This is a genomic window from Sporosarcina sp. FSL K6-5500 (genome assembly GCF_038005665.1).
Classification (GTDB): Bacteria; Bacillota; Bacilli; order Bacillales_A; family Planococcaceae; genus Sporosarcina; species Sporosarcina psychrophila.
The window spans coordinates 4,472,337-4,494,030 of record NZ_JBBOTP010000001.1 but is presented as its reverse complement, the minus strand read 5'-3'; the positions used below and the strand labels follow the sequence as shown (position 1 = coordinate 4,494,030).

General features: G+C 42.0%; 23 protein-coding genes. 22 read left to right on the top strand and 1 reads right to left on the bottom strand.

The window, feature by feature from the left end; all coding sequences use genetic code 11:
* Positions 1-50 precede the first annotated feature (50 nt).
* Positions 51-989, bottom strand: a complete 939-nt coding sequence (locus MKX62_RS21725; RefSeq protein ID WP_340742323.1) for an asparaginase — start codon at positions 987-989, stop codon at positions 51-53.
* Positions 990-1,048: 59 nt separating this feature from the next.
* Between MKX62_RS21725 and prsW the strand changes: the two genes are divergently transcribed.
* From prsW to MKX62_RS21615, 22 genes are all read left to right on the top strand, one after another.
* A complete protein-coding gene (gene prsW / locus MKX62_RS21720; RefSeq protein ID WP_067210413.1) occupies positions 1,049-1,732 on the top strand; it encodes a glutamic-type intramembrane protease PrsW in 684 nt (227 codons plus the stop codon).
* A 101-nt stretch (positions 1,733-1,833) separates the two neighbouring features.
* On the top strand, positions 1,834-2,598 hold the full coding sequence (gene sleB / locus MKX62_RS21715) for a spore cortex-lytic enzyme (RefSeq protein WP_370570005.1): 765 nt from the start codon (positions 1,834-1,836) through the stop codon (positions 2,596-2,598).
* 93 nt (positions 2,599-2,691) lie between these two features.
* Complete coding sequence (locus MKX62_RS21710; protein ID WP_340742322.1) at positions 2,692-3,978, top strand: PepSY1/2 domain-containing protein; 1,287 nt, start codon at positions 2,692-2,694, stop codon at positions 3,976-3,978.
* A 125-nt stretch (positions 3,979-4,103) separates the two neighbouring features.
* On the top strand, positions 4,104-4,745 hold the full coding sequence (locus MKX62_RS21705) for a flagellar brake protein (RefSeq protein ID WP_340742321.1): 642 nt from the start codon (positions 4,104-4,106) through the stop codon (positions 4,743-4,745).
* A gap of 258 nt (positions 4,746-5,003) precedes the next feature.
* Complete coding sequence (cmk, locus tag MKX62_RS21700; protein ID WP_338656346.1) at positions 5,004-5,681, top strand: (d)CMP kinase; 678 nt, start codon at positions 5,004-5,006, stop codon at positions 5,679-5,681.
* On the top strand, positions 5,678-6,262 hold the full coding sequence (locus MKX62_RS21695) for a lysophospholipid acyltransferase family protein (RefSeq protein WP_067210403.1): 585 nt from the start codon (positions 5,678-5,680) through the stop codon (positions 6,260-6,262). Before cmk ends, MKX62_RS21695 begins: the two co-directional genes overlap by 4 nt.
* A 78-nt stretch (positions 6,263-6,340) precedes the next feature.
* Positions 6,341-7,489 carry a 30S ribosomal protein S1 gene (rpsA, locus tag MKX62_RS21690; protein WP_067210400.1) on the top strand — a complete coding sequence of 383 codons (1,149 nt, stop codon included), beginning with the start codon at positions 6,341-6,343 and terminating at the stop codon, positions 7,487-7,489.
* A 656-nt stretch (positions 7,490-8,145) separates the two neighbouring features.
* Complete coding sequence (gene ltrA, locus MKX62_RS21685; protein WP_340741359.1) at positions 8,146-9,408, top strand: group II intron reverse transcriptase/maturase; 1,263 nt, start codon at positions 8,146-8,148, stop codon at positions 9,406-9,408.
* Positions 9,409-9,669: 261 nt separating this feature from the next.
* Entirely contained in the window at positions 9,670-10,359 is a 690-nt protein-coding gene (locus tag MKX62_RS21680; RefSeq protein WP_187045136.1) for a peptidoglycan recognition protein family protein, read from the top strand.
* Between the two features lie 871 nt (positions 10,360-11,230).
* Positions 11,231-12,541 (top strand): ribosome biogenesis GTPase Der, encoded by a 1,311-nt coding sequence (der, locus tag MKX62_RS21675; RefSeq protein ID WP_067210395.1) that lies wholly within the window; start codon positions 11,231-11,233, stop codon positions 12,539-12,541.
* Between the two features lie 33 nt (positions 12,542-12,574).
* Positions 12,575-13,597 (top strand): NAD(P)H-dependent glycerol-3-phosphate dehydrogenase, encoded by a 1,023-nt coding sequence (locus tag MKX62_RS21670; protein WP_067210392.1) that lies wholly within the window; start codon positions 12,575-12,577, stop codon positions 13,595-13,597.
* A gap of 182 nt (positions 13,598-13,779) precedes the next feature.
* Positions 13,780-13,974, top strand: coding sequence for a DUF2768 domain-containing protein (locus tag MKX62_RS21665; RefSeq protein WP_445683559.1), 195 nt, complete (start codon positions 13,780-13,782; stop codon positions 13,972-13,974).
* Positions 13,974-14,696 carry a hypothetical protein gene (locus MKX62_RS21660; RefSeq protein ID WP_340742319.1) on the top strand — a complete coding sequence of 241 codons (723 nt, stop codon included), beginning with the start codon at positions 13,974-13,976 and terminating at the stop codon, positions 14,694-14,696. Before MKX62_RS21665 ends, MKX62_RS21660 begins: the two co-directional genes overlap by 1 nt.
* Positions 14,697-14,773: 77 nt before the next feature.
* Positions 14,774-16,252, top strand: a complete 1,479-nt coding sequence (gene spoIVA, locus MKX62_RS21655; RefSeq protein WP_067210387.1) for a stage IV sporulation protein A — start codon at positions 14,774-14,776, stop codon at positions 16,250-16,252.
* 162 nt (positions 16,253-16,414) lie between these two features.
* Positions 16,415-16,687 carry an HU family DNA-binding protein gene (locus MKX62_RS21650; protein ID WP_067210384.1) on the top strand — a complete coding sequence of 91 codons (273 nt, stop codon included), beginning with the start codon at positions 16,415-16,417 and terminating at the stop codon, positions 16,685-16,687.
* Between the two features lie 177 nt (positions 16,688-16,864).
* Entirely contained in the window at positions 16,865-17,434 is a 570-nt protein-coding gene (folE, locus tag MKX62_RS21645; protein ID WP_067213970.1) for a GTP cyclohydrolase I FolE, read from the top strand.
* Positions 17,435-17,502: 68 nt separating this feature from the next.
* A complete protein-coding gene (gene mtrB, locus MKX62_RS21640) occupies positions 17,503-17,724 on the top strand; it encodes a trp RNA-binding attenuation protein MtrB (protein WP_067210381.1) in 222 nt (73 codons plus the stop codon).
* A 50-nt stretch (positions 17,725-17,774) separates the two neighbouring features.
* A complete protein-coding gene (locus MKX62_RS21635; protein WP_340742318.1) occupies positions 17,775-18,509 on the top strand; it encodes a heptaprenyl diphosphate synthase component 1 in 735 nt (244 codons plus the stop codon).
* A gap of 18 nt (positions 18,510-18,527) precedes the next feature.
* Positions 18,528-19,226, top strand: coding sequence for a demethylmenaquinone methyltransferase (locus tag MKX62_RS21630; protein WP_340742317.1), 699 nt, complete (start codon positions 18,528-18,530; stop codon positions 19,224-19,226).
* A gap of 24 nt (positions 19,227-19,250) precedes the next feature.
* The gene (locus tag MKX62_RS21625) at positions 19,251-20,231 is read left to right on the top strand and encodes a polyprenyl synthetase family protein (protein WP_067210375.1); all 981 of its coding nucleotides are present in this window, start codon (positions 19,251-19,253) and stop codon (positions 20,229-20,231) included.
* Positions 20,232-20,316: 85 nt separating this feature from the next.
* The gene (gene ndk / locus MKX62_RS21620) at positions 20,317-20,763 is read left to right on the top strand and encodes a nucleoside-diphosphate kinase (protein ID WP_067210372.1); all 447 of its coding nucleotides are present in this window, start codon (positions 20,317-20,319) and stop codon (positions 20,761-20,763) included.
* A 103-nt stretch (positions 20,764-20,866) separates the two neighbouring features.
* Entirely contained in the window at positions 20,867-21,637 is a 771-nt protein-coding gene (locus MKX62_RS21615) for a CheR family methyltransferase (RefSeq protein WP_340742316.1), read from the top strand.
* Positions 21,638-21,694 lie beyond the last annotated feature (57 nt).

The window sequence follows — 21,694 nt, the reverse complement described above, 5'->3', positions numbered from 1 at the left end:
AGGAAAACAGGTTGAAGGGCAGCTTTTTGACATTTACATCTACAACAATTTTACTTCGTACAAAGTTCGAGTAATAGTTTTAAGCGTGCTTTTTGGCCACTTAGCCCGTGTTCGAAGCGTACACCCATATCTTTCAGCATCTTACCTCCGCCTTCATACGCATAAATATCCTGTGCAATCCCATTGAAGCATCGGGAAACTAGGATGACTGGAAGACCTTCAGAAAGTAGACGTCTGATTCCGCCGACCACATCAGGTGGGACGTTCCCTTGTCCTAGTCCTTCAAGTACGACACCGTCATAGCCAAGAGAAGATATCGAAACAAGCAAGTCGGATTCCATTCCGGCATAGATTTTAAACATGGCTACTTTTTTGTTGATGGACACGACAGGGAGATAGGTTCTTGATAATGGTGCATGGTGGAAATGAATGGCTGACTTCGTTACAATGCCGATGGGTCCATATTGCGGACTTTGAAAAGTAGAGACACTACTGCTATGTGTTTTCGTCACATTCGTCGCTGTGTGGATTTCATCATTAAGTACGACGAGTACCCCTTTATCGTTTGCGTCGTCTGCTGCGGCAACTCTGACAGCTGACATCAGGTTATAGACGCCGTCCGATCCAATTTCATTGGAAGAACGCATTGCACCCGTCAATACAATTGGGATATTGAAATTTGTTGAGAGTTCAAGGAAATACGCTGTCTCTTCAAGCGTGTCTGTGCCATGTGTAATGACAATACCATCAAAGGAATTATTCTCCGTCAGACGGGAGATCAGCTCTTCGAGTTCAAGCATTCGTGCTGGTGTAATATGTGGAGAAGGTAAATTAAAAGCTTCCACTTCTGTTATGTTGGCGAATTGCTGGATGTTGTCTATTTCTAATGCGAGAGGATTTGCAGCACTTAACATTACTCCGCCGGTTTTGGTATCCAGTTCCATTGAGATCGTACCGCCTGTATGAACAAGCAGAATGTTTTTCTTCATAGTAGTTCCTCCTGTTTAAGGGAAATCATGGTATAATAAAGCAAAATGGGGGCCGGCCGATGTTCATATTGTTCACTGTAGCGATTGCGCCGGGATTGGCGCTCTTTAGCTATTTTTATTTGAGAAAACAGATTGCGAAAGAACCATCACTTACATTATTTCATACATTCATATACGGCGCTATCATGACTTTTCCGATAATGTTTATCCAACACGTATTTGAAGAGGAAAACATCTTCTCCCACTTTTTCATTCGGAATGTTATTTTTACAAGTGGACTTGAGGAGTTCTTTAAATGGCTCATCCTGTTGCTTGCCATTTATAGGCATGTTGAATTTGAAGATGCATACGATGGGATCTTATATGGTGCCAGCGTGTCATTAGGTTTTGCGACGGTTGAAAATATTATTTATCTACTTACATTTGGAGCGGACACCGCATTTCTTCGGGCTTTATTGCCGGTTTCCAGTCATGCACTATTCGGTGTAGTAATGGGCTATTATTTTGGCCGAGCAAAATTTGCAGTAGAATCAAACATCAATATGTATTTGTTTCTAGCATTCCTTGCCCCATATAGTCTTCACTTCATCTATAATGGCATCCTCGCTGTAGATAATCTCTGGCTCTATCTGATTATACCTTTCATGCTGTTTCTTTGGTGGTTTGGCTTAACTAGAGTTAAATATGCACATACGTTCGCAATGCAGCAATTCAGACGCAAAGCACGAACAAACACAAAATGATTCAGCTTTTGCTGGATCATTTTTTATTTGTTAATAATATTGCTGATCTTGGACAAACTATAGAAAAAGGAGGAATGAAAGTGAAAAAACTGGTCATCCGTATGATAACAATCATCTTGCTCCTTGGATGTGCTTATGCAACCTCACCTGTCCAAATAAAAGCATTCAGTTCCCAAAATGTCGCACGCGGCGCATTTGGAGATGATGTAATCGAGCTGCAGTCGAGACTTCAGTATATTGGTTATTACACTGGGACGATTGATGGAACATTTGGCTATGGAACCTATTGGGCATTGCGCAATTTCCAAGAGAAGTATGGACTTCCGGTAGACGGAATTGCAGGATTGAAGACTCGGAAAAAATTGGTGGATGCATCACAGTATGATGAGAAGTTCGTAAAAGATAATTTGAATAAAGGGAATAAGTTCACGTATTACGGAAGTAAACCGCTTGCATCTCAGGTAGGTCAAGGAGCGGGTAAAACGGAAAATATCCAATTGCCAGCAAAATATTCGGATCAGGATCTTAAGCTGATGGCGAATGCTGTCTATGGTGAGGCAAGAGGAGAACCGTACGAAGGGCAAGTTGCAGTAGCTGCAGTCATATTGAACCGGGTTGAACATCCAGATTTTCCAGATACAGTTGGCGGTGTCATCTTTCAACCGCTTGCTTTCACAGCGGTCGCTGACGGGCAAATTTGGCTAACACCGAACGAACGGGCAAAAGAAGCCGTTCTCGATGCTATTAATGGATGGGATCCTTCCGAAAATGCAATTTACTACTTCAATCCAATTACAGCGACGAGCAAGTGGATTTGGTCACGACCTCAAATTAAAAAAATTGGTTTGCATATATTTGCCAATTAATCAATACGGAAAAGTATTGAAAACTAGTGATAAAGGAGGGGAGGCGGAATTTTCCGGAAACAACGAAAGTTTCCGGCGATATTTTGCCGAAATATGAAAAAAATGATTTTTGTATTAGTGTACTCAATAGCAGCACTTTCAATCTTTTCTTACGGTAAAGCAGCTGAAAATGAACAATTATCTATCGCACTAAGTGGACAATACGCCAGTAAAATGACAGATGCATCGGAGAAACTGGAAGAATTGGATAATGCGGTGAAAAAGACTTTATTATTTAATGAGGCGGATGGATCCTCAAAAGCGCGAGATGACATTTGGCGTCTGTCATCCGATATTAAAAACTCTGTTTCTTCATTACCGATGGATCCAAGCTTTTCAACATCGTGGTTGAATTATCTTGGACGTCTTGGTAATTATGCCAAGGAAGCAACTCGTGTAGCCGATAACGTCGAATATCACCGGGTTATGGAGCTGGCTTCTAAGAACCTTCGCTCAATGGCGGATGAGTGGCAAGTGGCAACTGCGGGCATGGTAAGTGGGAATTTATCGATAGACGGTTGGAAAAAGAGATTGGACGTTGCTGATTCAGGCCATGATTGGACCGCTATGGGTACTAGTGTTAAACAGTATACGGAGAGTGATTTCCCACTGACAGCAAGTGAGTCGGATTCTATGAAGAAAAAAGATTTGAAAAATATTGCGGATCCTGAAGTGACTCGTGAAGAGGCCATAGCTGAGTTCAAAAAACTTTTTCCACACCTATCTAATGAGACTATCGGTGTAGAAATGAGTCAACCAGGCTCACCTTATCCGTTTTATCACATTCGTTTTGCCGAAGCTGAGTCAGTCGGTTATATTGATATCACGGAAAAAGGGGGGCATGTCCTTTCATTCCTTACAGAAAGGCCATTTGGCAAGGAGATTCAGCCGTTTGACGAACTTAAAAAGAAAGCAGAGACGTTTTTAAAAGATGCAGGTTATAAGGACCTTGTTTACGAGGAAGCAAGGGAAAATAATACGGCTTGGCATATGGTATTTGTCAGAGTAGAACCGGAATATGGAGCGAAAGTATTTTCAGATGTAATCCATTTAAAGATTGCAAAAGATAATGCGGGCATCGTTGGTCTGGATGCTTCCGAGTATATTCGGAAAGAGAAGACTGAACGACAGCCGATCACGAAGAAGAATTGGAAGACATTTTTCCATTCGTGCGTCGAAATTGTCAAAGAAGAATATGCATATGTTGAAAATGATCGGTTAGAACAAAGGCTAACGCACTATTTGACAGTTACGATAAATGAGAATGGGCAAATAGGCACATATGCAGTAATCGTCGATACGGAGACCTCTGAAGTGATCAAAACCGAGAAATTACAGTAAAATGAAGTGTAAATAGTCATTGGAATTTCCATCCCGTCATGACATAATAGTATCTATGAATAGCGACACGCGCCGATAGCGCCTGAAGCTAGACCATATGACATAGGGATGGCGGGTGCTTTAATATGCTACTTTCGATTGGGACGATTATTGTTATCGATAAAGACTTTACAAAAGATAGCGAAAAGTTCAAAAGTAAAGTGGTTGATATAGGAGACGGTTTCGTAATGATTGACTACCCAAGCCATATTGAGACGGGACGGACAGCATTTTTTATGGATGGCACGCAGTTGCACGTTACATTCATAGATAGTATGAAAATGTCTTATGCTTTCCGGACTGAAGTGAGCGGCCGCCTTAATAAGGGAATTCCAATGATTAAATTATCCTATCCTGGTGATGAACAGCTTATCAAGATTCAACGACGTGAATTTGTACGGGTAGAATCAGCAATTGATATTGCTGTTGAGAAAGATGGACGCTTCAGCCAGTTTGTGGCGGCAGACCTTAGCGCAGGCGGAGTCGCGCTAACTCTCCTTAACCCCGACACTTTCAAAGAAGACGAGCTGTTATCGCTGACCATCGTGCTACCTTTCATGAACCGTGAAATTAAATATGTCAAAGCTGATGCACGGGTTATAAGGGTTTTTGAGAAAGATGGCAGACTAATTGCCTCATTACAATTTGAGACAATCAATCAAGTTGAGCGTCAATACGTTATCCGATTCTGTTTTGAACGGCAGTTGCAAATGAGAAATGAAAAATAGAATTTAGTTGGGGGGAAGTCTGTGTGAATGAGACTTTTCCCTTTTTAATTGTCCAAACTCCAGCCAGTTAACCAAGGCTCTTACGCTCTTCTTGGTGTCTAGACTCTAGGCGCCTAGACCCTCGAGTCGCTTCAGTCCTTAAGTTAAAGGCAAAAAGCGCCTTTATCTTAAGGCCCTCCAGCGCTTTTCGGGTCTACCCAGGCGCTTACGCTTTTCTTGTGATACAATATTGTCTAATTGACTACGGGGGTAGATGAAATGGCATTAGAGATAAAAATCGCGATTGATGGTCCGGCTGCGGCTGGAAAAAGTACAATTGCTAAAATCACAGCTGAAAAATTGGGCTATACGTATATCGACACAGGTGCTATGTACCGCGCACTAACGCATAAAGCGTTAGTTCACAACATAAATACTAGGGATGGACAAGAACTTGAAAAGTTATTGGAAGAGACGGAGATAGTTCTTAGGCCATCAATAAACGGCCAAGCGGTCATTGTAGATGGTAAAGACGTAACAGAAGACATCCGTTCACAATTAGTGACGGCTTCTGTATCCTCTGTCGCTACTCATATGGGTGTCCGTCAGCTGATGGTTGATAAACAGCGGATTCTAGCTATAGGTGCGGGTGTTGTAATGGACGGGCGCGATATCGGGACGGCTGTCCTGCCGGATGCGGAACTAAAGATTTTCATGACAGCCTCTGTTGAGGAGAGAGCGATGAGACGTCATATTGAAAACGAAAAACGTGGCTTCACAACGTCTCTTGAACAATTGAAAGCTGAAATTGCTGAACGTGATCGCGCGGATAGTGAAAGAGAAGTGTCTCCACTCAGACAAGCGGAAGATGCTGTTCTTATCGATACGACTTCGATGTCAATTACAGATGTGGCGGAAAAAATCAGTGAACTTGCAGAAAAGAGGATGAACTTATGAACTTATATCCACTTGGTAAAATGCTCTGCAGTGCAATATTTTATCCGTTATATCGCATTAAAGTAATTGGTGCGGAGAACTTCCCGAAAGAAGGGGGTGTTCTGCTTTGCACGAATCACATCGATAATGTCGATCCTCCGGTTGTCGGTAGTACTTGTCCTAGGCCTGTTCACTTCATGGCAAAAGAAGAGTTATTCAAAATGCCATTGCTAAAAAGTATTCTTCCGCAAGTGAATGCATATCCTGTGAAACGGGGTATGAGTGACAGGGAAGCATTCCGGAATACATTGAAAATCCTTAAATCGGGAAAAGTTGTCGGGATGTTTCCAGAAGGAACGAGAAGTAAGACAGGGGAACTTGGTAAAGGGCTTGCAGGCGCAGGATTCTTCGCGCTGAAGGGTGGCGATGCGGTCGTTATGCCTTGTGCAATTATAGGGCCTTACAAAGTGTTTAGAAGATTGAAAGTTGTCTATGGTAAACCGCTAGATCTGACAACTTATCGTGAAAGTCGGACTTCAGCTGAAGACATGACAGAGATCATCATGAGTGAAATTCAAAAACTTATCGAACAAAATAAATAAGATAAGGGTAATTTTTTGTTATTTTGAATAGATTCGAATAATATAGAAGTAGGATTCTTTATGAAGGAGGACTACATAATGACTGAAGACATGAACTTAGAAGCAGCGAACATCTACAATGAAGGTGACCGTGTTACTGGGAAAGTGACTAAAATCGAAGAAAAGTCTGTGACAGTTGAAATTGCGGGAGCACCTTTTGATGGTGTTATTCCAATCAGCGAACTATCGAGCCTTCACATTGAAAAAGCTGAGGATGCAGTTGCAGAAGGCGATGAAATTGAACTGATTATCACGAAAGTGGAAGAAGATAATTATGTCCTTTCAAAACGTAAAGTCGATGCAGAAGATGCATGGGGTTCTCTTGAAGAGAAATTCAATAATAAAGAAACAATCGAAACAGAAGTAAAAGACGTTGTTAAAGGCGGACTAGTTGTTGACCTTGGTGTACGTGGTTTCATTCCGGCATCACTTGTTGAAGATTATTTCGTCGAGACTTTTGAAGAGTATAAAGGTCGTATGATGACATTTAAAATTGTTGAAATGGATAAGGAAAAAAATCGTTTAATTCTTTCTCATCGTGCAGTTATCCAAGAAGAAAAAGCATCACAAAAAGGTGAAGTTTTGGATAATCTCAAAGAAGGTGAAGTACTGGAGGGGACTGTTCAACGTCTTGCAACATTCGGTGCTTTTATTGATATCGGTGGCATTGATGGACTTGTTCATATATCTCAACTTTCTCATGATCATATCGAGAAAGTTTCAGACGTTCTAAAAGAGGGCGACAAAGTGAATGTGAAGATCCTTTCAATCGACCGTGATTCAGAACGAATTTCACTATCCATCAAGGATACATTGGCTGGTCCGTGGGAAGGAATTGAAGAGAAGGCTCCTAAAGGATCTAAGTTTGAGGGGACTGTGAAACGTCTCGTCTCATATGGTGCATTTGTAGAAGTGTTCCCTGGCGTCGAGGGGCTTGTCCATATTTCGCGTATATCCCACCAACACATCGGTACTCCGCATGAAGTGTTGAAAGAAGGTCAAAAAATCGATGTCAAAGTACTAGAAGTCAATACGGATGATAAACGTCTATCTTTAAGCATTAAGGATCTTATTGAAAAAGAAGACAATAACTCTTATGGAAATTATGAGATGCCAGAAGAAGCATCAGGTTTTTCACTGAGCGATGTCATCGGAGATCAGCTGAAGAACTTTTCAACTAAAGATTGACTAAGAAATGTTGTTTAATTTACTTGATGTGACTAATTTGTGAACTTAATGAACGAGAATTTGAAAAGATGATGATGCCCCTTATGGGCATCATCATCTTTTTTGGTGCGCCCAGCATGGGTGTAGTCTATAGGGTGCAAGTCCCGAACTGTGAAGGCAGAAGTAACAGTTAGCTTAACGCAAGGGTGTCCATGGTGACGTGGAATCTGAAGGAAGCGAGCAGCAAACCTCCGGTCTGAGGAACACGAACTTCATATAAGGCTATGTACGATTGGGTGAGTTTGCCAAACAAAACAAAGCCCTTTCTGCCGAAGGTCGTATGTAGTAAATGAAGCAGATAGGTGGAGGGAAAGACTACGTTCTTACCTGGGGAGGTCTGATTGATACGCCAAGTACACTTGGTAACCTACTCAGTGATGGGTAGCTGAACAATCAGAAGTCAGCAGAAGCCATAGTACCATTCGAACTCGAGAAGAATGGGAAGGGCTGAACAATTAAGAGAGAACAACATCTTGGCATTCAGTAACCTGCGAAGAACACAGATAACCGATAAGGCATGCTTGAAGGAGGAAGTGGTGAATCCCACGGGGGACTTCGAGATGGTGGAGCAGAGCTGGTATAAGAAGAAGCGTTGTTCACGGAAAGAGGCGTAACCAATGTTGATGGAACGAATACTGTCGCGTGAAAATCTGCTTTCTGCCCTGAAACGGGTGGAACGCAATAAAGGGAGCCATGGTGTAGATGAAATGCCCGTACAAAACCTACGAAAGCACATCTTGGAACACTGGGAATCCATGAAAATGGAACTTCTTGAGGGTACTTATAAGCCGCAACCTGTCCGCAGGGTCGAAATCCCGAAACCTGACGGTGGCGTGCGGTTATTAGGTATCCCTACCGTGACGGATCGTCTCATTCAGCAAGCCGTTGCCCAAGTATTATCTACTTTGTATGATCCAACGTTTTCCGACCATAGCTATGGTTTTCGACCAAAGCGAAGCGCCTACGGCGCAATAAGGAAAGCGAAAGGATATATACAGGAAGGTAATCGGTGGGTAATCGATATAGACTTGGAGAAGTTCTTCGACAAAGTGAACCATGATAGGTTAATGGGAACACTTTCGAAACGAATCGAAGACAAACGTCTGCTTAAGCTAATCCGTGACTATTTGAAATCAGGAATCATGATAAATGGTATCGTGACAACCAGTGAGGAAGGTACGCCGCAAGGTGGCCCACTCAGTCCATTACTTTCCAATATTGTCCTTGATGAACTAGACCAAGAATTGGAGGAAAGAGGACATAAATTTGTCCGATACGCTGATGACTGTAACATCTATGTGAAAACACAGAGAGCAGGTAATAGGGTCATGAGTTCTGTCACTTCATTTATTGAAGGGAAACTTAAGTTGAAAGTGAATCTGGGTAAATCTGCAGTTGACCGTCCATGGAAGAGGAAATTTCTCGGATTCAGTTTCACCAATGGTAAAGAACCGAAGGTTCGCATCGCCAAAGAAAGTGTGAAACGGATGAAGAATAAAATTCGCGAAATCACTTCAAGGAAGAAACCTTATCCCATGGAATATCGGATAAAGAAACTCAATCAATATCTGATGGGTTGGTGTGGCTATTTCGCATTGGCAGATACGCCAAGCGTGTTCATTAAATTCGATTCTTGGATTAAAAGAAGACTCCGGATGTGTATGTGGAAGAACTGGAAAAAGCCAAGTACGAAGGTGAGGAAACTCATTGGATTAGGTGCGCCGAAAGATAAGGCATACGAATGGGGTAACTCACGTAAAAGTTACTGGAGAATTTCTAAAAGTCCCGTATTACATAGAACCCTCGGAAACTCCTACTGGAGTTCCCAAGGGCTCAAAAGTCTACTGTCACGTTACGAAACTTTGCGTTATCAATCTTAATTGAACCGCCGTATACCGAACGGTACGTACGGTGGTGTGAGAGGTCGGGAGTTAATCACTCCCTCCTACTCGATTTGCATAGGAAATGATACTATTCCCGATCCCGGGATAATTAATAACGTAGGAATTGTCATAGGGGTTGTCTAAATAGTTGCATATAATAGTAAGCAAGGTATTTTCTTGTCGGCGTGATAAGTGAGGGATTAGTAAGAGGCCTTTATTCCGCCGACAGGGCTTTAGTAAAAAAAGAAGGTGAATAATATGCCATATACAATAATCAACAACTACATTCCGACGTCTCTTTATCCACTGAAAGCAACGTATCCGATGACGCCGGAATACATCACCATCCACAATACAGCCAATGATGCGACGGCAATCAACGAGATTGCTTTCATGACGCGGAACACAACTGCGACGTCGTATCATGTGGCAATCGATGATAAACATGCAGTGCAAGCTATCCCGTTTACACGCAACGGTTGGCACGCTGGGGATGGTCAAGGGGCAGGTAATCGGAAATCCATAGGGATTGAAATCTGTTACTCACAATCAGGCGGTCCAAAGTATGTTAATGCGGAAGCGAATGCCGTCGACTATATAGCACGCATACTTAAGCAATACAGCTGGGGTATAGATCGTGTTAAATGGCATCGGGATTGGAGTGGTAAAGAATGTCCGCACCGTATCATAGATGAGGGGCGTATGACGACCGTTCGCAATGCCATAGTTAAACGTCTGGCAGAATTGAATATCCCAACGCTACCAAAGGAGGATGCACGCATGTTTAATCCAAGCTCAGCAACGTTAAAAGTTGCTTATGAACAATACTTGTCGGATGCCGTAAAAGAAGGTTTAATTTCCGACAAATGGTTAACGGACTTTAGGGCAGGTAAGTTGTCACTAGATGATGCACTCGCACTAAAAGTCTTTATTGACCAGCGCAGATGAGGTAATTAAGGTAGGGAAGATCAAAAGGCGGTAAATCCATCAAGGACAGTCGTCATTTTCAAAAGAAAAGAACGTATAAGATTTCAGCGGAGCGGTGTCTAGATTCCAGCACCTAGCCTTCCTTTATCTTAAGGCTCTCTAGTGCTTTTCCGGTCTACCAAGCGCTTGTGCTTTTCTTATTTGTCATAATAAGAACGTTCGCTCCATATGTTGGTGGAAAGGGAGGGAATGAGTGTGCGTAATCAATTGGTCAAGTCGATGAAGTATAATGAGTCATTAGATATGATGTACCTGGCGAATGACGGTCAAATTAGTAAGAGGCGAATAAGGGTGCTGGATGTCGGTGAGGTATCTTTCAGAGCATACTGTTTTCTGCGTAAGTCGAATCGTACGTTTACAAACGACAACGTGTTGGCGCTTGTTCCCATCATTATAAAAGAAAGATCCGTGATCTAACAGTTAGACGTTTACAGATTGTAGTATGAAGTGTTGCGCTATTAATAGAAGAAATAAATTTAAAATTCGCAAAGTATAGCGCGGCAGGTTTCATTTACGCTGTGCGAGAATCAGTAGCAGTGATAGTGGATATGCGGAAAGTTAATTGGTAATAATAAGAAAGAGCGACTTCTCAGAAATGGGATAGTCGCTCTTACGATTATCAATACGAATTGTAGGACTTACTTCATTTTCAAAGTTCTCAAAAAGCCCCACATACAAATAGTTTAGCCTTGCGTAAGTTAAATTCACGTAAAAATGATATACTGTCGTAGTGTGACAAAGACAGTGTTTACAGTTATAAATGTGCCTGTTTAGACGTGTTAATGATTATTGTGTATAATATGCAGAAGATAAGCTGGAAGGATGTTAGATTATGAATAAACCAACAGTAGCGATCGTCGGTAGGCCGAACGTCGGGAAATCGACAATATTTAACCGAATCGTTGGTGAACGAATTTCAATCGTAGAAGACGTTGCGGGTGTTACACGTGACCGTATTTACAGCTCCGCAGATTGGCTCGCACATGAGTTCAACCTTATTGACACAGGAGGAATCGATATTGGAGATGAGCCTTTTCTTGAGCAAATCCGATTACAAGCGGAAATTGCAATAGACGAAGCGGACGTTATCATTTTCCTTGTGAATGGTCGTGAAGGGGTAACAGATGCTGATGAGCAAGTTGCCAAGATCTTGTACAAAACGAAAAAACCTATTGTACTTGCTGTAAACAAAGTTGATAATCCAGACATGCGGGACATGATTTATGATTTCTATTCCCTTGGATTCGGAGAACCGTATCCGATTTCTGGTGCGCATGGACTAGGTTTAGGGGATTTGCTTGATGCAGTAGCGAATGATTTCCCAGAACCAGGTGCTGAAGAAATTGAAGATGATGTCATCCGGTTTTCGTTAATTGGGAGACCTAACGTTGGTAAATCATCACTTGTCAATGCATTTTTAGGTGAGGAACGGGTCATAGTTAGTGACATACCTGGAACAACAATAGATGCTATCGATACGGCTTATGAATATGATGGACAGAAGTATAAAATTATTGATACTGCTGGTATGCGTAAAAAAGGGAAAGTGTATGAAAATGTAGAGAAATATGCTGTTCTTCGTGCACTAAAAGCGATTGATCGCTCTGATGTCGTTCTTATCGTTATCAATGGTGAAGAAGGCATACGTGAGATGGACAAGCGCATCGCCGGCTACGCAGAAGATGCTGGAAAAGGCGTCATGTTTGTTGTTAATAAGTGGGATGCTGTCGAAAAAGATGATAAGACGATGAACAAGTTTATTGCGGATATCCGTGATAATTTCCTATTCCTCGATTATGCACCGATTGCTTTTGTTTCAGCAAAAACAAAACAGCGTGTTAATACGTTGTTTGAAAAAGTTAAATTAATTAATGAGAACCATGCACTACGTATTCAGTCAAGTGTCTTGAACGAAGTGATTGAAGACGCTGTTGCAAGAAACCCTGCACCTAATAATAAAGGACGCAGATTGCGTATTTATTATGCTACGCAAGTAGCTGTTAAACCGCCAACTTTCGTCGTCTTTGTGAACGATGTAGAAATCATGCACTTCTCTTATGAACGCTTTTTACAAAACCGTCTTCGGGAGTCATTTGGCTTCGAAGGAACTCCGATCAGGATTATTACTCGAGCAAGAAGCTGATCGACGTTACGGGAGAAAGGATGTCTGTATGAAATGGAAAAAGTAACTGTTATCGGAGCCGGAAGCTGGGGAACTGCGATTGCTTTTGTTCTTGCTGAAAATGGTCATGATTGCTTACTTTGGGCGAGGCGTTCTGACCAGTCCGCTGAAATTAACGAAAATCATACAAATAAGTCATATTTACCAAGTATTTCTTTACCTACTAATTTGAAAGCAACATCAGATTTGGAAGCGGCGGCGATGCATAGTGATACTGTCATCATCGCTGTTCCGACCAAGGCGATTCGTGATGTCTGTTCTGAACTGAATGCAATGGCGATTAGCCCTAAATTAATTGTCCATGTTTCAAAAGGTATTGAACCAGATTCGTTAAAACGAATCTCAGAAATGATTTCGGAAGAGCTAGATTCCTCGAAAACAAAGGCTATTGTTGTTCTCTCGGGTCCAAGTCATGCTGAAGAAGTTGTTCTGCGTCATCCGACGACAGTAACGGCTGCATCATTCGATTTGGAAGCGGCAGAAAAGATTCAGGACCTATTTATGAACCATTATTTCCGTGTCTATACAAATCCGGATATAGTTGGTGTGGAAATCGGAGCTGCGCTTAAAAATGTAATTGCATTGGCAGCCGGTATTTCTGATGGACTAGGTTATGGTGATAATGCCAAAGCTGCGCTTATTACGCGCGGATTAGCGGAGATTTCAAGACTTGGCGTGAAAATGGGTGCGAATCCACTTACATTTTCAGGTCTGACAGGTCTAGGCGATTTGATTGTTACATGTACGAGTGTTCATTCACGCAATTGGAAAGCGGGCAATATGCTCGGAAAAGGGAATAGTCTAGACGAGGTCGTATCAGGCATGGGTATGGTCATCGAAGGTGTACGGACGGCTAAAGCGGCACATCAGCTTGCAGCCCAGCACGGAGTCTCTATGCCGCTCACAGAGGCACTGTACTCCATACTATTTGAAGGAATACCGCCGAAACAAGCTGTGGACCAACTTATGAACCGTATGAAGAAGCAGGAAGTTGAAGATCTCTTCGGCAACCGTTGACTCTGTAATTCAAAAAGACTTGTGAAAAACGTCAGATTACGTTGCTAGCCTCCCCCTCCGCTCCACACGTATAAAAGCCAGCACATTACGTGCAAGCGAGGGACTTGGGGCTATGCTCACTGGTCCTTTTCTTCTGCCTTTTAAATACTGATTATACGAAAGGAGGACTTCCTTTGTCCTCGATGGATAAAATGTGGCTGTCGTTCTATGCGATGGGATTCATGGTTATTTCCATGGGTCTTATTTATGTGAGTCGGCATAAGCTTCAAAATAAAGGTTTGAAATTACTATTTGCTATAATAGCCTATTCTTTACTAATCTTCTCATTTTTTGCGATGATTTATCTCGTATTTAATGGGCCGACAGGAGGGGCATGATGACTATGTCAGTAAAAAAAATCGGGCTACTCTTCATATCTTCCTTGGTTTTTGTTCTATCTGGATGTATGTACCCGTCCGAAAAAACAACTGGACAGGAAATCCCGTATGCTGATCAGCTGGAATCAATGCAAAAAGCGGTTGATGCTTATCAGCAAAATTCGGGAGGATTATTGCCTATCAAAACACGTGATCTTGAAACAGATATTTACATCAAATATCCCATTGAGTTCTCCAAAGTTGTACCAGCTTACACGGAGAAAATGCCTTCAAATGCGTATGAAACTGGTGGGATCTATCAATATGTGTTGATAGACGTTGAAACGACTCCAACGGTAAAGCTTGTTGATTTGCGCTCAGCGGAACATATTCGCGATTTAAACCTAAGGAAAAACGTCAATGGTCGAGCTCCATTCAAGGAGTCCGTGGGTGACCATGTCTATACAGTCGATTTCGAAGCAATGGGCTTTAAAGAGCCGCTGACGGTTCCTAGCCCCTATTCAGATGCAATCTTGCCGATTGTTATCGGTGGGGATGGTGTTTTTTACATCGATTATTCGATTGACTTAAACCGAGTGTTGCAAGAAAAGACCCAAACTGTTAAACCAGGGGAGGATATTCGTCACCTTTTAACGGATAACTATCCTGTTTTACCGGCTTATTCATTACCTTATACAGTGAATGCAGACAACGAACCAATATTCATGAACAAATCAAAATGAAAAACGTTTCATGCCACGTGCATGAAACGTTTTTTTTTTACATAAACTAATATGCGCATCTAAAGGAGGACGATAGAATGAAAGAGGAATTATATGAAAATCTGGCTAGACGCACAGACGGTGATATTTATATCGGTGTCGTCGGACCTGTTCGTGTAGGAAAATCTACGTTCGTGAAAAGAGTTATGGAAGAAGTCGTTATTCCAAATATGACGGAAGCATCGGATCGAATTCGTGCGCAGGATGAGCTTCCTCAGAGTTCACCAGGCTCAGTTATTATGACATCAGAACCGAAATTTGTGCCCGCCCAAGGGACTTCGGTATCTGTAGGGGATGGTGAGCTGAAGTTTCAAATCAGGCTTGCAGATTGCGTTGGCTATGTGATAGACGGCGTAAAAGGCTATGAAGATGAGAATGGCCCGAAATTGGTTCACACGCCATGGCACAACGAACCAATACCGTTTGAAGAAGCGGCGCGTATTGGTACGGATAAGGTGATTCGTGATCATTCTACGATTGGTATTCTTGTTACAACGGATGGAACAGTAAACAATATTCCGCGGGCAGCAGCACAAGTTGCTGAAGAGGAAATCGTTAATAAGTTGAAAGATATTGGTAAGCCTTTTGTTATTGTTCTGAATTCTAAAATGCCGGCCAATGACAGAACGATCGCATTAAAACAGGAACTACATGAAAAATATGGGGTTCCTGTCATTGCGATAAGTGCTGATCAGTTAAACGCACAGGAAATTCAACTTATTTTAAAAGAAGCATTGTACGAATTCCCGATTTCTGATATTGAAGTCCAAAAACCAGATTGGATGGAAGTGCTCGGAAGTGAACATGAACTGAATGCCAACATCGACAGAGTGATTAATGAGGGATTTTTGGGTGTATCAAAAATCCGTAAAATACAGGAGTTGGCAGAAAGTTTAAAAGATGAAAAATATGTTAGGCATGCAGAAGTCATTGAAGTAGATGCTGGTAAAGGGAAAGCAATCGTGAAAATTACTATGGATGAACAGGCTTTCCGTGAAATTTGTGAAGGAATTATGGGACAGGAAATCGGCTCGAAAAAAGACTGGTTGTTGTTTGTTCAGGAAGCGGCCAAAGCGAAAAAGTCGTATGACATGTACTCGGAAGCAATCGATACAGCTAGAAAGCAAGGCTACGGTGTTGCTCTTCCGACAATTGAGGATTTCAATCCTTCTGCACCGGAACTTATCAAACAGAACAACTTTTTCGGCGTTCGCATGAAAGCAACGGCACCGTCGCTTCACATTATTCGGGTTGATATGGAAGCCGAATTTTCTCCATTAATCGGTTCCGAATTTCATAGCCATCATTTATTAAAAGAATTAAAGAATGCTTATTTGCATGATAGAGAGGCATTATGGGAAACACAGCTATTCGGAACACCGCTCCATGAAGTCATGAAAGAAAGCATTCGTTTCAAAACAGCTTCTGTTCCGATGAAGGCAAGAAAACGTCTGCGGGAGACGATTGAACAGATGGTGAATGATGGAAATAAAGGCATGATTACATTTATCGTCTAAAGGAAAAAGATCCGTCAAAAGCGGATCTTTTTCCGTTTTTTTAGCTAAAAGTGCATGATATTAGCGATTACGCGATAATATTGTTGCGTCAGGGATTTTCTTGTGATACTCTTTTTACAGTATTAGAAGCTAGCTAATGCCCTTTGAGAGGAGGTGAATGGTGTGAATAAAACAGAATTGATTACCTCTGTAGCTGAAGCAGCAGAACTAACTAAGAAAGATGCTACAAAAGCTGTCGAAGCTGTATTCGATACGATCCAATCTACTCTTGCAAGTGGTGAGAAAGTACAATTGATCGGTTTCGGTAACTTCGAAGTACGTGAGCGTGCAGCTCGTAAAGGACGTAACCCGCAATCTGGGGAAGAGATCGATATCGCTGCAAGCAAGGTACCAGCTTTCAAAGCAGGTAAAGCGCTTAAAGACGCAGTGAAATAATTCTCAAGTTTACATAGAAGTCCGTCCGTCGTATCTAATTCATTAGATACTTGGGGCGGACTTCTTTCCATTTTTATCTTATTGTCCAATGTAGAGTGAACGAACTGTACGGAAATGGGCGAGTATGCTACTATTTTTGTTGGAATAGCTTTATTTCCGATTGGGAGGTTTCGAATGATGAATGTTGTCGATTACGAGAAAATAGAGAAGGCAGTTTCAATGATCTTGGAAGCAGTCGGTGAAGATCCCGAGCGTGAAGGGCTGATAGATACTCCAAAGCGTGTCGCAAAGATGTACGCTGAGGTATTTGAAGGTTTGAATAAAGACCCTAAGGATTATTTCAAAACAGTGTTCCATGAAAATCACGATGAAGTAGTTCTTGTAAAAGATATACCGTTCTACTCGATGTGTGAACATCACCTTGTGCCGTTTTTTGGGAATGCGCATATTGCATACATACCGCGTGATGGAGTTGTTGCTGGCCTGAGTAAATTAGCGAGAGCCGTCGAAACGACTGCCAAAAGGCCACAACTTCAAGAACGTATCACATCCACAATTGCGGAAGCGATGATGGAAATGCTAAATCCAATTGGTGTCTACGTAGTAATCGAGGCGGAACATCTGTGTATGACGATGCGAGGCATCAAGAAACCAGGGGCGAAGACAGTGACTACAGTTGCGCGTGGTATTTACGAACAGGACGATGTGAAACGGGCTGAGATCCTATCACTTATTAAGATGTCTTGAAGCCTTTGCGAGTAACGCCTTTTCTATGATATGATAAGACCATAAAAGAATAGACAGGAGAGGTGAAAATGACACAAACCGACTATATCGTTATAAAAGCGAAAGAAGACGGCGTGAACGTAATCGGTCTGACACGAGGAAACGATACGAAGTTTCATCATACGGAAAAATTAGACCGTGGTGAAGTGATGATCGCACAATTTACTGATCATACGTCAGCAATGAAAATACGTGGCAAAGCTGACGTTCATACCGCATACGGTGTCTTGTCAAGCGAAGGGAAAGACTAATTCGTATTTGACACACTTTTCCGTAGACGTCTTTGAATGGAGATTCGACGATGGAAACCCAAAAAATTAAACTGCATATCGAAAATTATATAGGTGAAGTAGAGAATGCAATTCGCGAGCCGATTGTGGATAGAGATGTTGGTCAAATAACAATCGATGCTGTAAAAGCCTTTATTCTCCTGTTGCCAATGTTGAACGGGGAAAGGTGGAACAATCGTTTACATACAGCGTCAATCGCAGTTGGTGCTGTTCACGCTGCTTTTGATGCGCATGATTCGATTAATGTATCTGACGCTACATCAAAGCAACAGCAACTTACTGTTTTGTCGGGGGATTATTTCAGCGGAATCCATTATCGGCTACTCGCCTCTCTGCCTGAATTTGGTTTCATCCGTTCCTTGTCTGAAACAATCGGACAAATTAACGAGACAAAGACGATTTTTCACGACCAATTACCAGATGGACCTGAAAAGTTGATTGAAACAGTTAGAATCATCGAAGCAGGGTGTATAACTGATTTTTTATATACATTCGGATTTGCACAATATGTCCCGCTAGCCAGTGCAGCATTGTCGCTTTTATGGTTTGAAGAAGGGAATGCTGAATGCAATTCTATTTCGGATAAGCGTTCACGCCGCACAATGAATGCTGCTGATGCGGATCATGCGGTTTTTCAGCTTCATGCTGAAATGCAAAAAGCACTTGATGCAGCAGATTATCTTCAGCCTTTTTTACAGCGAAAAATCCGTAACCTAGTGACACCGCTAATTGGTAAACTGAATTGAAGAAAAGAGGTATAACTCTTGTCGATATCAAAAGAACAGAAAGTCCACACCGTTTTTGAAAAAATATCCGTCGATTACGATAAGATGAATTCCGTAATCAGTTTCAACCAACATAAGAAATGGCGCGATGACATCATGTCACGCATGAACGTCCACGAAGGTGCTCGTGCATTGGACGTGTGTTGTGGAACTGCTGATTGGACGATCGCTATTGCAGAGGCGACAGGTGCCTCTGGGCATGTGACAGGACTCGATTTCAGTGAAGGCATGTTAGAAGCCGGCCGGCCGAAAGTTGCAGCATATCCAACTATTACGCTTGTACAAGGGAATGCGATGGAATTGCCGTTCCCTGACGACTCGTTCGATTTTGTTACAATTGGTTTCGGATTGCGTAACGTACCGGATTATTTAACAGTATTAAAAGAAATGAATCGTGTCTTAAAGCCTGGTGGAATGATTGCATGTCTAGAAACTTCTCAATCTGAACTTCCAGGCTACAGGCAATTATTCCGATTTTATTTCAATTTCATCATGCCCGTTCTCGGGAAAATTTTTGCGAAAAGTTACAAAGAATATTCATGGCTTCAAGAATCGGCAAATGATTTTCCAGGGATGAAACAACTTGCCCAGCTATTTACGGAAGCGGGCTTCACTGAAGTGTCCTTTAAGTCATACAGTGGCGGCGCCGCGGCTGGTCACGTTGGATATAAACAATAAAGACAGCAGGGGAAGGTAATCGTTTTGGAGAAATTGAAGTTATTGTCACTTTATGGTGATTTTCGAAAGGATCTCGCTTATATAGAAAAGGAACTTGAACGATCCCTCAATTCATCTTCCCCTATCATTCGGCAAGCATCACTTCACCTGCTTCGTGCGGGTGGAAAAAGGATTCGACCTATTTTTGTTATCCTGTCATCCAAGTTTGGCAACTATTCGTTGGAGGATGTGGCAAAGGTAGCTGTCTCACTTGAGCTTGTCCATATGGCGTCTCTTGTCCATGATGATGTTATCGATGATTCAGATATGCGTCGTGGCCTCGAAACAGTAAGGGCGCGTTGGGATAACAGAATTGCGATGTATACGGGGGACTTCATCTTTTCACGTGCACTTACATCGATAGGTGAGATTGAAATTCCTGCTATTCATCAGCTACTTGCAGAGACTATGCTTGAAATTTGTAAAGGTGAAGTCATCCAGATTGATCATCAGCGAAAAACCAATCAGACGATTCGGGATTATTTGCGCCGCATTAAACGAAAGACCGCACTTCTCCTGTCCTCCAGTTGTGAACTTGGTGCGCTTGTTTCAGGAGCGGACCCTGCGAATGTAAGGAAATTGCGTCGCTTCGGTTATTTTGCAGGCATGGCTTTTCAAATTGTCGATGATATTCTTGACATTACATCAACGGATGAAGAGCTTGGAAAACCGGCAGGCAGTGATCTGTTGAATGGTCATCTGACTTTGCCCATCCTATACATAAAAGACGATGTGAATTTCCAACCTTATATGAAGCGGTCGTTTGACGGGACTTTAACGGAATCTGATCGTGAAGAAATGTTGACTTATATTCGCGGAACAGAGGCCATTCAGATGGCGCAAGCTGTGAGCGATTTGTATTTGCAAAAAGCAATGGATGAAATAAATGAGTTGCCTGATGGTGATGCAAATGCTAAAAAGGCATTCATGCAAATATCTGCTTTCATTGGCAGACGTAAGTATTAGTGCATTAACAGTTGAAAAATCAGGCATCGGGTGGTACGATCGAAAAGGAGAAATCCTGATACATATATAAGAAGGAGTGTTAAATATGGAAAGAACATTTTTAATGGTTAAACCAGACGGCGTTCAACGTAATCTAATCGGTGAAATCGTGGGTCGTTTCGAAAGTAAAGGTTTCCAACTTGTAGGCGCTAAGCTTATGACAATTTCACAAGAACTTGCTGAGCAACACTACGGCGAACATAAAGAGCGTCCTTTTTTCGGCGAGCTTGTTGATTTCATCACATCAGGTCCTGTATTCGCAATGGTTTGGGAAGGCGAAAACGTTATCTCAGTTGGCCGTCTAATGACAGGCGCAACGAACCCGAAAGAATCTGCACCTGGAACAATCCGCGGTGACTTCGCTGTTACTGTTGGCAAAAACATCATTCACGGTTCAGATGCTCCAGAATCAGCTGTTCGTGAAATCGGTCTTTTCTTCAAGGAAGAAGAACTTGTTACTTATGACAAATCAATGAACAACTGGATCAATTAATTACCTTAAACAGCCCTGCGAATTTCGCTAGGCTGTTTTTGTTCTTTCGAAATGGGTTCCAATCCGTTATAATAGTAAGAATATATGAACGGGGGGACGCAGGTTGCCGGATTATGCTGTATTTATTGGAAACGTCAAGAAAAAGACGGGTATCGATCTGTCACTTTATAAAGAAGCACAGATGAAAAGAAGACTCACTTCTCTATATGAGAAAAGAGGGTACCGAAATTTTATAGAGTATTATGAAGCTATACATAATGATAAAGAGCTACTTGAGGAATTCCTTGATCGGATGACCATCAACGTTTCTGAATTCTACCGCAATGCCCAGCGCTGGGACGTGCTGGAAAAGAAGATATTCCCCAAGCTCCTTGCTCAAAGTAAAAAACTGAAGATTTGGAGTGCTGCCTGTTCCACGGGTGAAGAACCATATTCGATCGCGCTTGTTTTATTATCGCATGTGCCACTGCGTGATATATCAATCTTGGCGACAGATCTGGATTTAGGCGTAATTGAACGGGCGAAAGTCGGTTTATACCCTGAAAGAGCTTTGAAGGAAGTGCCTGCCTCAATCGTGAAACAGCACTTTGTCAATGAAGGTCATTTTTATCAAGTGAAGGATGACATCAAACGGACTGTGACATTTAAGCAACAAAATTTGTTAGAAGACCGATACGATACAGGGTTCGATTTAATTGTCTGTCGCAATGTAATGATTTACTTCACAGAAGAAGCGAAAGATCAGATTTACACGAACTTCTCCAAGTCGCTGAAACAGGGTGGGATTCTTTTTGTGGGAAGTACAGAACAGATTTTCAATCCTTCAAAATACGGATTAGAATCAGAAGACACATTCTTTTATAGGAAAATTTAAAATATCCGGATAACTTTCCGGATATTTTTAATATAAACATATAGTCAAAAGCATCTT

Excerpts from the sequence above, each read along its gene's own strand:
- MKX62_RS21725 (WP_340742323.1), bottom strand. The coding sequence starts at position 989 with ATGAAGAAAAACATTCTGCTTGTTCATACAGGCGGTACGATCTCAATG.
- prsW (WP_067210413.1), top strand. The coding sequence starts at position 1,049 with ATGTTCATATTGTTCACTGTAGCGATTGCGCCGGGATTGGCGCTCTTT.
- sleB (WP_370570005.1), top strand. The coding sequence starts at position 1,834 with ATGATAACAATCATCTTGCTCCTTGGATGTGCTTATGCAACCTCACCT.
- MKX62_RS21710 (WP_340742322.1), top strand. The coding sequence starts at position 2,692 with ATGAAAAAAATGATTTTTGTATTAGTGTACTCAATAGCAGCACTTTCA.
- MKX62_RS21705 (WP_340742321.1), top strand. The coding sequence starts at position 4,104 with ATGCTACTTTCGATTGGGACGATTATTGTTATCGATAAAGACTTTACA.
- cmk (WP_338656346.1), top strand. The coding sequence starts at position 5,004 with ATGGCATTAGAGATAAAAATCGCGATTGATGGTCCGGCTGCGGCTGGA.
- MKX62_RS21695 (WP_067210403.1), top strand. The coding sequence starts at position 5,678 with ATGAACTTATATCCACTTGGTAAAATGCTCTGCAGTGCAATATTTTAT.
- rpsA (WP_067210400.1), top strand. The coding sequence starts at position 6,341 with ATGACTGAAGACATGAACTTAGAAGCAGCGAACATCTACAATGAAGGT.
- ltrA (WP_340741359.1), top strand. The coding sequence starts at position 8,146 with ATGTTGATGGAACGAATACTGTCGCGTGAAAATCTGCTTTCTGCCCTG.
- MKX62_RS21680 (WP_187045136.1), top strand. The coding sequence starts at position 9,670 with ATGCCATATACAATAATCAACAACTACATTCCGACGTCTCTTTATCCA.
- der (WP_067210395.1), top strand. The coding sequence starts at position 11,231 with ATGAATAAACCAACAGTAGCGATCGTCGGTAGGCCGAACGTCGGGAAA.
- MKX62_RS21670 (WP_067210392.1), top strand. The coding sequence starts at position 12,575 with ATGGAAAAAGTAACTGTTATCGGAGCCGGAAGCTGGGGAACTGCGATT.
- MKX62_RS21665 (WP_445683559.1), top strand. The coding sequence starts at position 13,780 with ATGGATAAAATGTGGCTGTCGTTCTATGCGATGGGATTCATGGTTATT.
- MKX62_RS21660 (WP_340742319.1), top strand. The coding sequence starts at position 13,974 with ATGACTATGTCAGTAAAAAAAATCGGGCTACTCTTCATATCTTCCTTG.
- spoIVA (WP_067210387.1), top strand. The coding sequence starts at position 14,774 with ATGAAAGAGGAATTATATGAAAATCTGGCTAGACGCACAGACGGTGAT.
- folE (WP_067213970.1), top strand. The coding sequence starts at position 16,865 with ATGAATGTTGTCGATTACGAGAAAATAGAGAAGGCAGTTTCAATGATC.
- mtrB (WP_067210381.1), top strand. The coding sequence starts at position 17,503 with ATGACACAAACCGACTATATCGTTATAAAAGCGAAAGAAGACGGCGTG.
- MKX62_RS21635 (WP_340742318.1), top strand. The coding sequence starts at position 17,775 with ATGGAAACCCAAAAAATTAAACTGCATATCGAAAATTATATAGGTGAA.
- ndk (WP_067210372.1), top strand. The coding sequence starts at position 20,317 with ATGGAAAGAACATTTTTAATGGTTAAACCAGACGGCGTTCAACGTAAT.